This window comes from Acidithiobacillus sulfurivorans (assembly GCF_018853815.1).
GTDB classification, from domain to species: Bacteria; Pseudomonadota; Gammaproteobacteria; order Acidithiobacillales; family Acidithiobacillaceae; genus Acidithiobacillus; species Acidithiobacillus sulfurivorans.
In genome coordinates this window covers 24,372-37,769 of record NZ_JAAOMP010000079.1, presented here as the reverse complement: position 1 = coordinate 37,769, position 13,398 = coordinate 24,372, and the positions used below count along the sequence as shown (strand labels likewise).

13 protein-coding genes are annotated in these 13,398 nt (G+C 51.6%); 4 read left to right on the top strand and 9 right to left on the bottom strand.

The genetic code is table 11. From position 1 onward, the window contains the following. Positions 1-102: 102 nt before the first annotated feature. The 8 genes from HAP95_RS07585 to HAP95_RS07550 all read right to left on the bottom strand — a co-directional run bounded on the left by HAP95_RS07585 (position 103) and on the right by HAP95_RS07550 (position 7,723). Entirely contained in the window at positions 103-783 is a 681-nt protein-coding gene (locus HAP95_RS07585) for a 4Fe-4S dicluster domain-containing protein (RefSeq protein ID WP_010637278.1), read from the bottom strand. A gap of 64 nt (positions 784-847) precedes the next feature. Further along, on the bottom strand, positions 848-1,318 hold the full coding sequence (gene dsrE2, locus HAP95_RS07580; RefSeq protein ID WP_215883669.1) for a sulfur carrier protein DsrE2: 471 nt from the start codon (positions 1,316-1,318) through the stop codon (positions 848-850). Positions 1,319-1,358: 40 nt separating this feature from the next. Next, entirely contained in the window at positions 1,359-1,589 is a 231-nt protein-coding gene (locus HAP95_RS07575; protein ID WP_010637274.1) for a sulfurtransferase TusA family protein, read from the bottom strand. A 124-nt stretch (positions 1,590-1,713) separates the two neighbouring features. After that, entirely contained in the window at positions 1,714-2,043 is a 330-nt protein-coding gene (locus tag HAP95_RS07570; protein WP_024892993.1) for a rhodanese-like domain-containing protein, read from the bottom strand. A gap of 72 nt (positions 2,044-2,115) precedes the next feature. Then, positions 2,116-3,147 (bottom strand): GTP 3',8-cyclase MoaA, encoded by a 1,032-nt coding sequence (gene moaA, locus HAP95_RS07565; protein WP_215883668.1) that lies wholly within the window; start codon positions 3,145-3,147, stop codon positions 2,116-2,118. Between the two features lie 58 nt (positions 3,148-3,205). Then, positions 3,206-4,144, bottom strand: coding sequence for a dimethyl sulfoxide reductase anchor subunit family protein (locus HAP95_RS07560; RefSeq protein WP_215883667.1), 939 nt, complete (start codon positions 4,142-4,144; stop codon positions 3,206-3,208). A 9-nt stretch (positions 4,145-4,153) separates the two neighbouring features. After that, the gene (locus HAP95_RS07555) at positions 4,154-4,846 is read right to left on the bottom strand and encodes a 4Fe-4S dicluster domain-containing protein (protein WP_215883666.1); all 693 of its coding nucleotides are present in this window, start codon (positions 4,844-4,846) and stop codon (positions 4,154-4,156) included. Positions 4,847-4,864: 18 nt separating this feature from the next. Further along, the gene (locus HAP95_RS07550) at positions 4,865-7,723 is read right to left on the bottom strand and encodes a molybdopterin oxidoreductase family protein (protein WP_215883665.1); all 2,859 of its coding nucleotides are present in this window, start codon (positions 7,721-7,723) and stop codon (positions 4,865-4,867) included. A 177-nt stretch (positions 7,724-7,900) separates the two neighbouring features. Here HAP95_RS07550 and HAP95_RS07545 point away from each other — a divergent pair, with 177 nt between their 5' ends. Beyond that, on the top strand, positions 7,901-8,206 hold the full coding sequence (locus HAP95_RS07545) for a hypothetical protein (protein WP_010637263.1): 306 nt from the start codon (positions 7,901-7,903) through the stop codon (positions 8,204-8,206). Between the two features lie 7 nt (positions 8,207-8,213). On the opposite strand, the gene moaC is transcribed toward HAP95_RS07545, so the two are convergent. Next, positions 8,214-8,708, bottom strand: coding sequence for a cyclic pyranopterin monophosphate synthase MoaC (moaC, locus tag HAP95_RS07540; RefSeq protein WP_215883664.1), 495 nt, complete (start codon positions 8,706-8,708; stop codon positions 8,214-8,216). A gap of 59 nt (positions 8,709-8,767) precedes the next feature. Between moaC and HAP95_RS07535 the strand changes: the two genes are divergently transcribed. The 3 genes from HAP95_RS07535 (at position 8,768) to HAP95_RS07525 (ending at position 13,227) form a co-directional block, all read left to right on the top strand. Continuing rightward, the gene (locus HAP95_RS07535) at positions 8,768-10,300 is read left to right on the top strand and encodes a PhnD/SsuA/transferrin family substrate-binding protein (protein ID WP_215883663.1); all 1,533 of its coding nucleotides are present in this window, start codon (positions 8,768-8,770) and stop codon (positions 10,298-10,300) included. Between the two features lie 136 nt (positions 10,301-10,436). Continuing rightward, positions 10,437-11,813, top strand: a complete 1,377-nt coding sequence (locus HAP95_RS07530; protein WP_226832642.1) for an ATP-binding protein — start codon at positions 10,437-10,439, stop codon at positions 11,811-11,813. A 43-nt stretch (positions 11,814-11,856) separates the two neighbouring features. After that, entirely contained in the window at positions 11,857-13,227 is a 1,371-nt protein-coding gene (locus HAP95_RS07525) for a sigma-54-dependent transcriptional regulator (protein ID WP_215883661.1), read from the top strand. Positions 13,228-13,398: the final 171 nt, after the last annotated feature.

Genomic DNA, 13,398 nt, shown 5'->3' with positions numbered 1-13,398 from the left:
TTCTGCTTCGTTGGCCGATAAGTTCGTGTCCTGGAAAAAAGCTCCGTGCCCCGCTAATCCTTGCTGCGTGCTGTTGTCGCTCATAACGATCTCCTTGATCCGTCAGTCTTCCTGGCTCTCGAGCCAGTCTTCATAATCTTCCCGCTTTTCATCAATGAAATCCTCGATTACGTCGAAGAGGTTTTCATCCATGGTCTCCAGAGACTTCAGAACACCCGTCATTTCCCAGATGGTGTACATCTCTACGGAAGTTTTCAGGGATACTTCCCATGCCGTTTCTACCGTTTGCAGGGTGCGGACCGGGATTGCCTTGCGCAGAATCCGCAAATCTCCTTCAACCTTCTGAATATTGGGGCCCCAATCCGGAAAATGATCGGGCTGGATCATATCAGGAGAAAGCTGGTTACCCGTGGTAATCAGTTTGAGCATTACGCGACCGAAGGGGCGCAATACATCTTTGGCAGATTGCATACCATGACGAATGGACACTTCGCGCATGATCATGACCAGTCCACCGGGAGAATTCTTGAAGGGGCAACGTGCTGCACAGGTCATGCACTGGGCACAAGCCCAGATTTTTTCCTGCATGGCGTCATAAATCTGTTCCACGTTTTCGGTCCAGAGCAACTGGACAATTTCACGGGGACTATAATCGTAGAACTGCGCCGACGGGCAGGTAGCCGTACAAATGCCACAATTCAAACAGCCATTGAGTTCGTGGTCATAACGAAAATCCGCACGGATCTCGTCAAACATCTCTTTCATTTCAGCGTAAGTCGCCATCTACTCGCTCCTCGCTCGTAATTAATACGTCGTACCTGTTCGACCCGCAGCGCAGATCATTGGTTCAAATAAATAACGTGATATCGGACTCACCGGCGAATTCAAAAAAGGCCGCTGCACCGCCCAATTCAATCCCGTCAATAAAGTCAGCCGTATCAAACTCGAAAAGATCGACGGTCATCTGGCAAGCGATCATTCTTACTTCAGCTTCAACACAAAGTTCGCGCAACTCATCCAGACTGGCCACGCCCTTGGCTTTCATTTTGCTTTTCATCATGGATGTAGCCATTCCTTCCATACCCGGCAACACCATCATCAGGGTAGGCATGGGAATAGGCATCGGCATGGCCGGATTCCCCAGGGGGCTGACGCGCAGATGACTCAGATCTTTCTTGAGCAATTGCAGACCGTAAAAGGTGAAGAAGATTTCCACACTATAACCCAAGGCTGCAGCAGTGGAAGCCAGGATAAAGGGAGGATATCCCCAATCGAGGGTGCCTTTTGTGGCAACAATCGCTAGTTTTTTCTCGTCCATTTTCTACTCCTGGTCAGGCCGTCAGCCCAACCTCATTCAATTATGCCTTCTGGATGAAGAAGATAAATTCGCCGGCTGCTTCAGCATGCTCCAGAAGAGGATTCTTGGTCTGCTTGGCAAATGCTTCAAAATCTTTCACTGCACCAGGATCAGTGGCCACGATCTTCAAAACCTGACCGGAAGTTAGCTCACCGAGAGCCTTTTTGGTGCGCAGGATGGGCAAGGGGCAATTCAGGCCACGTGCGTCGAGTACTTGATCTTCTTGTACCATGGTTTAACCTCCTAAGGTTGTTGATGTCTGGAAACTACCTGCAAGACTGTATCAGGAAAAGGGGGAACAGCAAGGCAAATATTTTGATTTGATGATTAAGCACCCCTATTTTAGAAAATGCTAATCAACCGGGTAACTGACCAATAGGCAGCCCACGATTCGCCCAAGCTGAAATTCCACCACGCAAATTAAGCACTTGCCCAAAACCCTGAGCTGCGGCAAATGCTGCGGCCTGGGCTGAACGTCCACCACTGAGACAATAAAATACCACCGTTTTGGACTTATCCAACTGCTGTAGAGACATCGGCAGCATGTGCAAGGGTACGTGCCGGGCTCCTTCGATGATTCCACGTGCCACCTCAGCGGGAGAACGTACATCCACCAGAATGAACTCATCGCCTTGATCGCTCAAGGCCTTGAGTTGATCTGCCGTGATTTCCTGAAAACCGTACATAAGCTATTCACCAATTAATAAAATAACGTCATCTGCTAGCTTACACCATGTGTTCGTTCTCGTGTAGCACCATTACCCGCCCAAACGCATCATAAAAATCCGCGAAGAACGCTCCGGATCAGTGACAAATTCATGGCGTTCGGGTTTATCCTGCCAAATCCTTTCGCGGATTACGTCGGCAATTTCTTCGTTCCTGCTGCTGCCTCTCAGCAGAGGGAGCAGGTCCATACCATTTTCCTGACCCAGACAAAATACCAGTCGTCCACTTGCAGTCAGGCGGACCCGATTACAGGTAGCACAAAAATTATCGCTGATGGGCGTAATAAATCCGATTTGCGAACGTGGGTGCTCTGCGAACTGGAAAAGCCGGGCGGGACCATTATCCGTCGGCCGAAAGGCCGGATACAAAGTGCCCAGTTCCTTTTCGATGAGCATTTTCGCTTCGCTTGCACTCAAAAATTCGGCGTTCTGGGCTTTGCTGCCGGCTTGGCCCAAGGGCATGGTTTCAATAAAACGGATATCAACATGCTGAGTCAAAGCGTAGCGGACCAGATCAGCGAGATTATGGCCGTTTTCGGTACGCATGAGCACCACATTCAGCTTAATACGGGGAATACCAGCACTGATTGCGGCAGAAATTCCGTGCAGCACCTCTTGCAGATTTCCACCCCGGGTTACCCGCGTAAATACTTCCGGTTCCAAACTATCCAGACTGATATTAAGATTATTGACCCCGGATTGTTGGAGCAGCTCGGACTTGCGAGCCAGTAACAGTCCATTGGTGCTGATACTGATTTTACCAATCTCATGACGACGGGCCGCAGCAATCAGAGCAGGCAAGTGCGGGTGTATAAGGGGTTCACCACCAGTAAAGCGCATGTGGCGCACACCCAGTTCTGCAAAAATCCCGATCAGGCGATCATATTCATCCACCTGAAGGTGATCTTTTCTGGCAAAAAAAGGAGTACCTTCTGCTGGTGAGCAGTAGGAGCAGCGGAAATTACAGTGCTCGGTAACGGAAATACGCAGGTAAGTAATCCGCCTCCCGAAACGATCCGCCAGAGCGGATTCCCGTACCGGTACAGCAAACACTTCCTGCGCCATATCTATTTACCTCAGCAATACTGAAGAAAACTATACTAGACCTCTTTTCAGACCCAGTTCAACATTGCTGGCGGCCATGATACAAATTGATGACGTGTTGGGCCTCAACAAAAAACAGCCAGCGTTCAACACCAATACCAAAGACGACGGACACAATGGCAAGCCATGCAAAAAACATTTGCCCGGTCAGGAAGCCAATGACCAGAGCGGCCACCGGGATAATAAAGGCAAATATATACATCATGAATTTAATACTGCGCGCCTTGGCACTGGGCAGAGTATGTCCGAACTCTTCCGTCAGAAAGGTACCAAAAGTGTGGCCCTGATCGAGGATACGCACGGTTGAGCGGTTGAAACCCGTTGCCGTACGAATGGTAGGGCCGTTTGGACGACTGATCCAGAAATAATAAATGCCTTTCATCACGGCAGCAGCGACCAGCAGACCCAGGGCGATACCCACCAGGGTAAGAGCCGGTGCTCCCATGATCATTCGCTCGGCAGCCAGAATCGTGGCACCAATGGCCAAACCCATCACATAAAAATTAGCGGGTACAAGTGCTGTATTCCATTGGCGAATGGTTCTGAGCACGGCATAAATCATGCCTTGACAGAAAATGGTAATCAAACCGATCAGTCCGGCCAGATTCGCCAGAATCAAACCTACCGTATCTTGTGTACCTGCCGTGAAAAATACCCAGACCAGATAGGCAAAAGCAAACGGATAATATAACACCGCAAAAACACCCTCGCGGGCTAACCAGGAGGTTCGCCAACGGGTAAAAGCCCGCCAGGCGTTCTTGGGGTTTGCCAGATGCGCGGTAGACGAAAGCATACCGATGCTGACAAAAACCAGCGAGAGAATGACTGCTACCATGGTCTGCAAGGGATTTAACCCACCATCAATCTGAAAATCATTGATGATGGCGGTCAATGCCATAATGCCAAAACCACCGCCAGAAAAAAGCGTCAGAAAAATAACTGCGAGTGCCGGATGCATGGTATCTCCTTAACGCTCAACAACACGGTTGACCCATTCTTTCACTTTACGAACTGCTTTTTTCTTCAGTTCTTCAGTGGGGATCGGGGCATGAACACGGGGTGGCAAATAATGGTTGGTAGGGTTGTAATTCAGTTCGGGCATCAGCTGATAGCCGCCCCGATCACGCACAGCACGACTAACCGGACTTTCTGCATCGTCCAGATCGCCGTACATACGGGCATGAGCCGGACAAGTCAACACGCAGGCGGGCTGTCTTTCTTCTTCTGGAATTTCCATATCATAAATGCGGTCGATACACAGGGTGCATTTTTTCATGGTTCCAGAGACGCGATCCAACTCACGGGCGCCATAAGGACAAGCCCAGGAACAATAATTACAACCCATGCATTTGTTCTGATCGACCAGAACAATGCCGTCTTCGGCGCGCTTGTAGGAAGCTCCGGTGGGACAAACCGTCACACATTCAGCATTTTCACAATGCATACAGGACATGGGAAAATTGATGGTTTTGTTGTAGGGGTAGTCCCCTATTTCAAAATGCCGGATCCGATTGAACCAGACCCCGGATGGCTTGGCGCCGTAGGGATCATAATCGGTCAGCGGCGCCGTGGTGCCACTGGTATTCCATTCTTTGCAAGCCACCGCGCAGGCATGGCAGCCCACGCAGGTGTCCAGATCAATGACTAAACCGAGTCTCATAATAGTCTCCTTGGCACGTCAGGATTTCAGATTGACGGGCTTGTGGGTATGGTAGCGCAGCACGTCAGGTGCTGGGGTATCACCAGGTAAAGGCTTCATGGTTGGGAATACGGGCCAGGTGCCTTCTTCTCCTGGTGCCGCCGGATATATTTTCACCATCAGATCGTACCAAGCCGCCTGACCCGTAATGGGGTCGGAGTTGGTCAAACGTCTTTCCCCCTGCTTGGCTGGCAGTAGTTCGGAAATCAGGTGATTCATCAGGAAACCGCGTGTTGCTTCAGCGGCTTCCGGCTTCAGGCCCCAGGCCCCGGATTGTTTACCAATGGCATTCCAGGTCCAGACGGTATCTTCCTGACAACCTTCAATCAGCTTGACCTGCACCCGGATTTTACCATTGTGACTTTCCACCCATACCCAGCTTTTATCGACAATCCCCATCTGCTCACCGCGCTTGCGGTTCATATACATATAGTTTTGGGCGATAATCTGACGCAGCCAGGCATTCTGACTATCCCAGGAGTGGTACATCATCATGGGACGCTGATTGACGGCAAAAAATGGGTATTCTTTTTTGTCCACGCGCTGCTGTTCCAGCGGCTCATAAAAAGCTGGCAGCGGATCAAAATAGGTAGCCAAACGCTCGCGGTCTACCGGATCTTTGGGCTGTGGACCATCGTACAGACCCATGCCCGCCAGACGGAAGCGCTGGAAGGTCTCGGAGTACAATTCAATGATGATGGGATCAGCCGTCGGGTTGAAACCAACACGCTGGGATAACTCCAGGTATTCCTTGTTGGCAAAGCGATAAAAAGCCATGGACTCCGGCAAGTGATACTTGAAGAATCCCTGGTTTTCGATGTAACGATCCCATTGATTGGGGTTTGGTGCCCCACGCAAGTGGGTTTCACCATCTTCACCACGCCAGCCCGCCAGGAAACCGATACCGGGAGCACGTTCGTAGTTGATGATGAAATCTTTGTAACCCGAAAAACGGGGTTCTCCGTTTTCCTTGGTAAAGGCTGGAAATTTGAGACGACCAGCAATGTCCACCATGACTTCCTGCCAGGGACGCACATTACGGTCGGGCTGGAGAATCGGATGACGGATGGAATCACAAATAGCATCCGGCTCGGAAATCGGGCGATCCAGCAGCGAGATGGCATCGTAACGTTCCAGATACGTGGTATCTGGTAGAATCAAATCGCCGAAATTGACCATTTCCGAATGAAAGGCATCTACCACCACCAGAAAGGGAATATTATATTCGCCATTCTCGTCCTTGGATTTCAGCATATCCTGAACATTGCCCGTGTTCATGGTGGAGTTCCAGCTCATGTTGGCCATGAAAAAAATCAGGGTATCAATAGCATAGGGGTCTTTATTGACCGCATTGGTGACCACCATGTGCATCAAGCCGTGGTTGGCTATAGGTGCTTCCCAGGAATAGGCCTTATCAATGCGCTTGGGCTGACCATTTTCATCAATCACCAGATCTTCCGGTGCGGTGGGGAAACCCAACGGCGAAGACTTAAGGGGCGTATTGGGCGCACTGTGCTGAGCGGGTTTGACTGCTGGTGGCACGGGCTTGGGGTAAGGCGCCTTGGATCTGAAGCCTCCGGGACAATCAATCGTACCCAGCAATACCTGCAGCAAGTGAATGGCCCGAGCTGACTGCATGCCATTGGAATGCGCCGAAATACCGCGCATGGCGTGCATGGAAACCGGACGCCCAATGAACTTGTCATGCTTGCGTCCAGCCCAGTCTGTCCACTCTACATTGATTTCAATGCTTTCCTTGAAAGCCACATGCGCCATTTCCAGCGCCAGTCGTTCAATGGTCTCGGCTGGAATGCCCGTAATTTTACTGGCATTTTCCGGAGAAAACTCGTCGCTGAGATAACGTTCCGCCAGAATCGACATGACCGTACGCACCGGCCTGCCGTCGGGGGCCGTATATTCTCCAAACATGGCTCCAGCTGAGCCCGCTTCCATGCCATTGGCGAAGCATTCTTTCTGGATATCCCAAATCATGGGATGCCCTTCTGCATCACGCAGAATCAGACCATCTCCTGTTTTGCCGGGCGTATTGACGACCAGGAAAGGGGCATTGGTATAGCGTAACAGGAAATCCCAGTCAAACTGTTCGTTCTGAAGTAGAACATGCACCATCGACAGGGCGAGCATGCCATCGGTACCTGGCTTGATGGGCACCCACTCGTCAGCGATGGCCTGGTAACCCGTACGTGCAGGATTGATTCCGACAAACTTGCCACCATGACGTTTGAGTTTTTCCAGGCCGATTTTCAAGGGATTGGAGGAGTGATCTTCGGCCACGCCCCAGAGCATGAAATACTTGGTGCGATCCCAATCCGGATCACCGAATTCCCAGAATGCATGACCCAGCATATACAATCCGGCCGTAGCCATGTTCACCGAACAGAAGCCGCCATGGGCAGACCAGTTCAGGGTTCCAAACTGCTGCGCCCACAATCCGGTGAGTGCCTGCATCTGGTCACGTCCCGTAAAATAGGCGAGTTTATTTGGATCAGTGGCGCGAATATGAGCCAATCTTTCGGTCAGAGTGTTAATAGCTTCGTCCCAGGAAATTTCCTCGAACTCTCCAGCCCCACGCTCAGTACCGGGCTTACGCCGCAGTGGATTACGCAATTTACCCGGCGAATACTGCTTCATGATGCCTGCAGAGCCTTTGGCGCAAAGCACACCCTGATTGATGGGGTGGTTGCGGTTACCCTGGATAAATCGTACCTTATTGTCTTCTACAGTGACTTTGATTCCACAACGACAAGCACACATGTAGCAAGTGGTGTACTTGATTTCCTGCTTGCTGTGGTCTTCAAATTCCATAACCGTAGCCATATTTGTACCTCGCGTCTGGCTGCAACAAATCGGGGACATCCCGTTATCGCCGAAATCTTGGCGGAGCGTGCCTGATAAAGCAAGTCAGCGTTTTTGATTTTGTAATAAGTAGTCCTTATTTGCTTTGTGGTAGGGACGATGATTAGTTTATGGCGCTTAGTCCAAGGAGATGCATTCATGATTCGCAACGATTTTAAAGAACATTCCCGCATTACCGTGACCTGGAAGGATAAGGAAGGTAAATTGCGCCCCGGTAATTTTTACGTATATGCCCTGCTCAAGGATGCCATGATCGTTCGTGCCACCGACAAAGATGGCCTACTGCGCAAGCTACCTTATGGAGATGTGCTGCGGGTAGTGAAATTCCAGGATGTAGCTCCGCAGGATCGTTACATGATTCCGGATGAAATTCTTAAGGAAGCCAGCTGGAAAGATACGGATGTCATGATGCGTTATAGCTCCAGTCCGCATCGCGGCAAATAGTTGAAGTTTACGAACGGGTCTCTCTTGTCCAGAGGCCCGTCTTGCCGCCTTCCTTTTTAAGCAGGCGGATGTCACTGATGACCATGCCCCTGTCTATTGCCTTGCACATATCGTATATGGTCAGCAATGCAATCGATACGGCAGTTAACGCTTCCATTTCCACGCCGGTTTGCCCTGCACAGTGTACTTCTGCACGACAAACAATGCGGGCGGGGTCAGCTTCAGGAATAAGTTCTACCTGAACAGCCGTCAAGAACAACGGGTGCGCCAAAGGGATCAGCTCCCAGGTTCTTTTAGTGGCCTGGATGGCGGCTATTCTGGCAATTCCGAGCACATCGCCTTTGTGAATCTGCCCCTCGGTAATGTGGTCGAAGGTGCTTTCTGCCATGTTGATTTCGCCTTCTGCAATGGCGATCCGCGTACTCACTGCTTTGGCGCCAACATCGACCATGTGGGCTTCGCCCTGCGCATTAAAATGATTCAGATTTTCAGGAACCGACATGAATCTGGCACTCCTTTTGCTTACAATTTGAACATATCCGAACGGCTCTGGAATTTCTTATGAAAACCAAAAGACAGCTCTGGCTGTGGATGATTCTCTGTTGTTTCACCTTGCCAGCGCAAGCCGATTTACGCTTTCTGTTGCCCCCAGTCAGCAGCCCGGCCGTCATGTATGCAGCATTCACACCGCTGGCCAACTATTTAAGCCATGCCATTGATCAAAAAATCACGCTGAGCTTCAGTGCCAATCTACAAAGCTTTTACAATCAGGCCGACCAAAACACGCCGCAAATGGTGCTTTTTTGTCCTATTGCCTACATCCGCAGTGCGCATCAACAGGCTTACTACCCTCTCGCCGGTGTGATTCCCACTCCCGGCGGAAATCACAGTGTTATTGTGGTGCGCCGTAACAGCCCCATCCACAACGCGTTACAACTCAGGAACCGCAGCTTTGTCATGGGGGATCCTGCCTGTGCAGCATCCTCGCTGGTACCCTTGTCCATGTTTCGCGAGCTGGGGATGACTCCCAAAAGTTTTAGTGTATTTCGACAAAGCGGATCGGACCAGAGTGCGCTCATGGATGTGGCTGCGCGTTTTTACGATGCTACGGCGGTTGCCAAAAATGTGGCAGCACCCTATATCCATTCTGGAACCCTGCGCGCCATTGCCGATGCCGAGGTCGGCCCCGGCGACCTGCTGGCGGCCTCCGCCGGTGTGCCCGCCAACGTCCGCACGAAACTCACCGCCGCTTTACTGACAGCAAAAATGCAGGATCCCGCCAGTATTCAGGCTCTTGGCGGTCTGGCAGCAGGATTTAAAGCCATTAATGATGGAGACTACAATGCGCTACGCACGCTCTATCAAGAAATACACGGCGTCAAACTACTTCCCAAAGTGCCGCAAGAAGCCATGACATTGGGAATTCCGCCCACTTTCACACCGATAGCGGCATACCGCATTTTTGCCCCGCTGCAAAAGGCGTTGAATGAAGCCACGGGACTTCCTGTGCAGCTGGTCATTCCCCATAACGAACAGAGTTTCGTCGCCGATGGGCGCGCTGGCAAATTTGACTTCGCCCTGCTAACCCCCAGAATGGTCGCCATGGAAAAAACGCAGATGCTGCCTATTGCCCAGTCAGTTCCTCGCCGTGACATGCATGGCCTGGCGATTATACGCAGGGATATGCCGTCACCAAGCGCTGCGCCATCCATGGGTCCCCTGCGCATTGCTTTTGCCAGCCCTTACTGCAGCGCCCGCTCGCTGGCTAAAGCCAAACTGCTCCACCTGGCTGGCAAAAGAACGGTGATATGGGTTCCGGAAGGTTCAGAGCATGCTGTTTTTACAGCACTGGCAGAAAATCGTGCAACACTTGGCATAGTCCGTACAGCTACGGTCATGGCCCTTGAAAAAGAATTACCCGGTATCTGGTCGATTGTCCAAAGCGCTGGCAGGGCACCGGTATGGACCCTGGTCGGTAAACGCCAGCTACCACCCAGAATACACAGCGCGGTCAAACAACAGGTTGCCAAAATGCCCCTCAACGTGCTGGACACGGCCGGTTTCATGCGTTTCAGCATTCTGCCTGATGCCTAGTTCGAGCAAGGCTTCAGGACCAGACCTTCCTGCTTCCCCAAAAAATCAGAATGCCTGGAAAACTCGGTCAGTCGTTGCGCATTTTTTCCAGCCAGTGATGCACTTTTGGCAAAATATGTCCTGGCGGGCCAAAAGCATGACTTTCGTCCTGCTTTTGGTGGCCCTGATTTATTTATCTATCTCCATATTTTTATATACCTCCGTACGCAACGATCTCACCAATCAGGTACAGACCGAACTGCTGCGGCTGACGGAAACACTGGCCAGTTCAGCAGCGGATCCTCTCCTGCTGAAAGATGGTGGAAAACTGGGCAAGCTGGCAGAACTGCACAATCCTTTGGTGCAAACAGTGGTCATCACCAACAGCCGGAATGTCGTGGTAGCCAGTCCCGATATCCGCCAGTTGGGACAAACCCTCCCGTCATATTTGTCCAGAGCCAACCCCCATCAGACCGATCACTTTGTTGCGCCTATTCTGGCCGGAGGCAATCAGCTGGGCTCTGTATATCTCCAGGGTAATCAGAAACATATTAACGGACTGGTGAACCAGCGTCTGGATAGAACCACCAGTCGTTTGATTGTGCTTGGCTTGATTACCGCATTACTGGGTCTGTTGGGGGCCTATCTGGTCAGTCTGGCGATGACGCGCCCGGTATTAAGACTACTGGATGAAATTGAAAGCATGGAAGACCGTCTTGGCCTCGACAAAAAGTTCACCCTCGTTCGCCCTCCCCAGTCGGGCGACGAACTGTACCGCCTGGAATGGGCTTTTCGCTTCACCGAACAGCGCCTCAAGGAACATTTGCTGGAGCTTCGTCAGCTGCACCAGCGCCAACAGGCCATGCAATGTATGGCCACCATTGGTGAAATGTCTGCGCAGGTGGCTCATGAAATCCGCAATGCCCTGTCCTCCCTGCGCGGCGCCGCACGTTACCTGGTACGCTATGGTCATGCAGACAATCAGGGCGATTTTATCCGCATCATTGAAGAAGAAGTGCAGCGCCTGTATGACATGACACAGGGCTTTCTGGACTTTGGTCGTCCTTACGCGGCGATCCCTGTCGACACGCAAATCCGGCACCTGCTGGAGCGATGTCTCACCAGGCATCGCGCAGACCTGGAGACCAAAACTATTGTGGCCACGCTGGATTGCCCGGAATCCCTGCATGCCATGCTCGACCCTTCCCTGATCGAACAAGCATTGAGCAATCTGATTCTCAATGCCATTGATGCCCTGCCCATGCAAGATGGGGAGCTGCATCTTTCTGCAGAAAAATCTGGACTTGCACGGCTAGACATTATGGTTTCTGATAATGGACCGGGCATTCCTCCGGAAAAACGAGCGACCATTTTCAAACCCTATGTTACCACCAAAACCAAGGGTAGTGGTCTGGGATTGGCAGTGGTCACCAAAATCATGATGGTGCATGATGGCAGCGTAGAGTTGTGCGAAACCCATTCTGGTGCCAGGTTCATTCTCCATTTGCCCTGCAGGCTCTCCCTGTCGTCCTGATGATGATTATGGCCAAAAAACTTCTGAGACCGACCCTATAAACATGCAAAATCTAATTTTAATTGTAGAAGATGAAAAAAACCTTCGTTGTGTTTTGGCAGCGGTACTGACTGCCGAGGGTTTCCAGGTACTGGAAGCTGAAAATGGCGAACAGGCACTGGCGACCATTGAAAATAGTGAACCCGCATTAATCCTGACTGATCAGCGTCTGCCCGGGCTTTCCGGCACCGAACTGTTGCGCAATATCAAGACGACGCATCCTGAAATACCGGTCATTATTACGACAGCCTATGGAGAAATTGAGCAGGCGGTCGAAGCCATCAAGGCAGGTGCCGAACATTATCTGACGAAACCGGTCGATGAGGGCGAACTGATTGCCTTGATTCGCCAAACCCTGGGGCGGCGTGGCAGATCTCTACCCCCCATGCGTCAGGAGCCACGCCGGCACGGCTTGATCGGGGTCAGCCGCGCCATCGAAACCCTGCTGGAAACCATTGATCTGGTGGCGCCAGCACCCTCCAATGTGCTGATTACCGGAGAATCCGGGACCGGTAAGGAGCTGGTTGCTCGCGCCTTGCATCAAGCTTCAAATCGGGCTGACCAACCTTTTGTCGCTTTTAACTGTGGCGCCATTCCACTGGAGTTAGTGGAAAGTGAAATTTTTGGCTATGAAAAAGGCGCCTTTACTGGAGCGACCCGCACCCAGGCTGGCAAACTGGAAATGGCTGGTGCCGGAACCCTTTTTCTGGATGAAGTGGGAGATATGCCCCTCGCCATGCAGGTCAAATTGCTCCGCGCCCTGCAGGAACGGGAATTTACCCGTCTGGGCACCCATCAACCCTTGCGTATGTTGGCCAGGATTGTGGCAGCCACCCACATGGATCTGGTAAAGGCTGTGGCCGAAGGCCACTTCCGGGAAGATCTCTATTATCGGCTGAATGTCATTCCACTTCATATTCCTCCGCTGCGCGAGCGACGCGCGGACATTGCGCCGCTGGTACATCATTTTCTGGAACAAATCTGCAACGTCATTGGCCGTAGCCCGACCGTAACCATCAGCAGTGAGGCCCTGGCTGCCCTGGAAGCCTATGAGTGGCCAGGCAATATCAGACAACTTGAAAATCTTCTGGAACGGATGGTGGTGCTCAATCGTCATGGGCACATACAGCGGCAAAACCTTCCTCCCGACATCTGCCAGCAAAATGCCGGATCTGGTGGATCAGGTACGGCAAGCCCCTTTGATTTACCTGCCCTGGAACGGCAAACCGTCCTCAGCGCCCTTGAAAAAACCCGTTTCAATCAAAGTCAGGCAGCTGTTCTTCTGGGCATCAGCCGCAAACAATTGCGGACCAAAATGAAAAACATCGGCCTGCTTGGCGACCAGGATTCTGAAGAAGACAACCTCGACAACTGATCCATTGCAGGGACCTGCGTGAAACATCTGGTCCTTTTGGCACACTGTTTTTTCTCTCGACTGCCCCTTCTCTTGGGCGCGGCAACCCCCTAACCCGAACAGCGCCTTTGCACCGTCCTTTCTGAATCAATGGAAAACACCCATTGATCCAAATTTAGGGCCTGAAATGCC

Coding starts and splice junctions, on each gene's coding strand:
- HAP95_RS07585 (WP_010637278.1), bottom strand. CDS start 783: ATGGCGACTTACGCTGAAATGAAAGAGATGTTTGACGAGATCCGTGCG.
- dsrE2 (WP_215883669.1), bottom strand. CDS start 1,318: ATGGACGAGAAAAAACTAGCGATTGTTGCCACAAAAGGCACCCTCGAT.
- HAP95_RS07575 (WP_010637274.1), bottom strand. CDS start 1,589: ATGGTACAAGAAGATCAAGTACTCGACGCACGTGGCCTGAATTGCCCC.
- HAP95_RS07570 (WP_024892993.1), bottom strand. CDS start 2,043: ATGTACGGTTTTCAGGAAATCACGGCAGATCAACTCAAGGCCTTGAGC.
- moaA (WP_215883668.1), bottom strand. CDS start 3,147: ATGGCGCAGGAAGTGTTTGCTGTACCGGTACGGGAATCCGCTCTGGCG.
- HAP95_RS07560 (WP_215883667.1), bottom strand. CDS start 4,144: ATGCATCCGGCACTCGCAGTTATTTTTCTGACGCTTTTTTCTGGCGGT.
- HAP95_RS07555 (WP_215883666.1), bottom strand. CDS start 4,846: ATGAGACTCGGTTTAGTCATTGATCTGGACACCTGCGTGGGCTGCCAT.
- HAP95_RS07550 (WP_215883665.1), bottom strand. CDS start 7,723: ATGGCTACGGTTATGGAATTTGAAGACCACAGCAAGCAGGAAATCAAG.
- HAP95_RS07545 (WP_010637263.1), top strand. CDS start 7,901: ATGATTCGCAACGATTTTAAAGAACATTCCCGCATTACCGTGACCTGG.
- moaC (WP_215883664.1), bottom strand. CDS start 8,708: ATGTCGGTTCCTGAAAATCTGAATCATTTTAATGCGCAGGGCGAAGCC.
- HAP95_RS07535 (WP_215883663.1), top strand. CDS start 8,768: ATGAAAACCAAAAGACAGCTCTGGCTGTGGATGATTCTCTGTTGTTTC.
- HAP95_RS07530 (WP_226832642.1), top strand. CDS start 10,437: ATGACTTTCGTCCTGCTTTTGGTGGCCCTGATTTATTTATCTATCTCC.
- HAP95_RS07525 (WP_215883661.1), top strand. CDS start 11,857: ATGCAAAATCTAATTTTAATTGTAGAAGATGAAAAAAACCTTCGTTGT.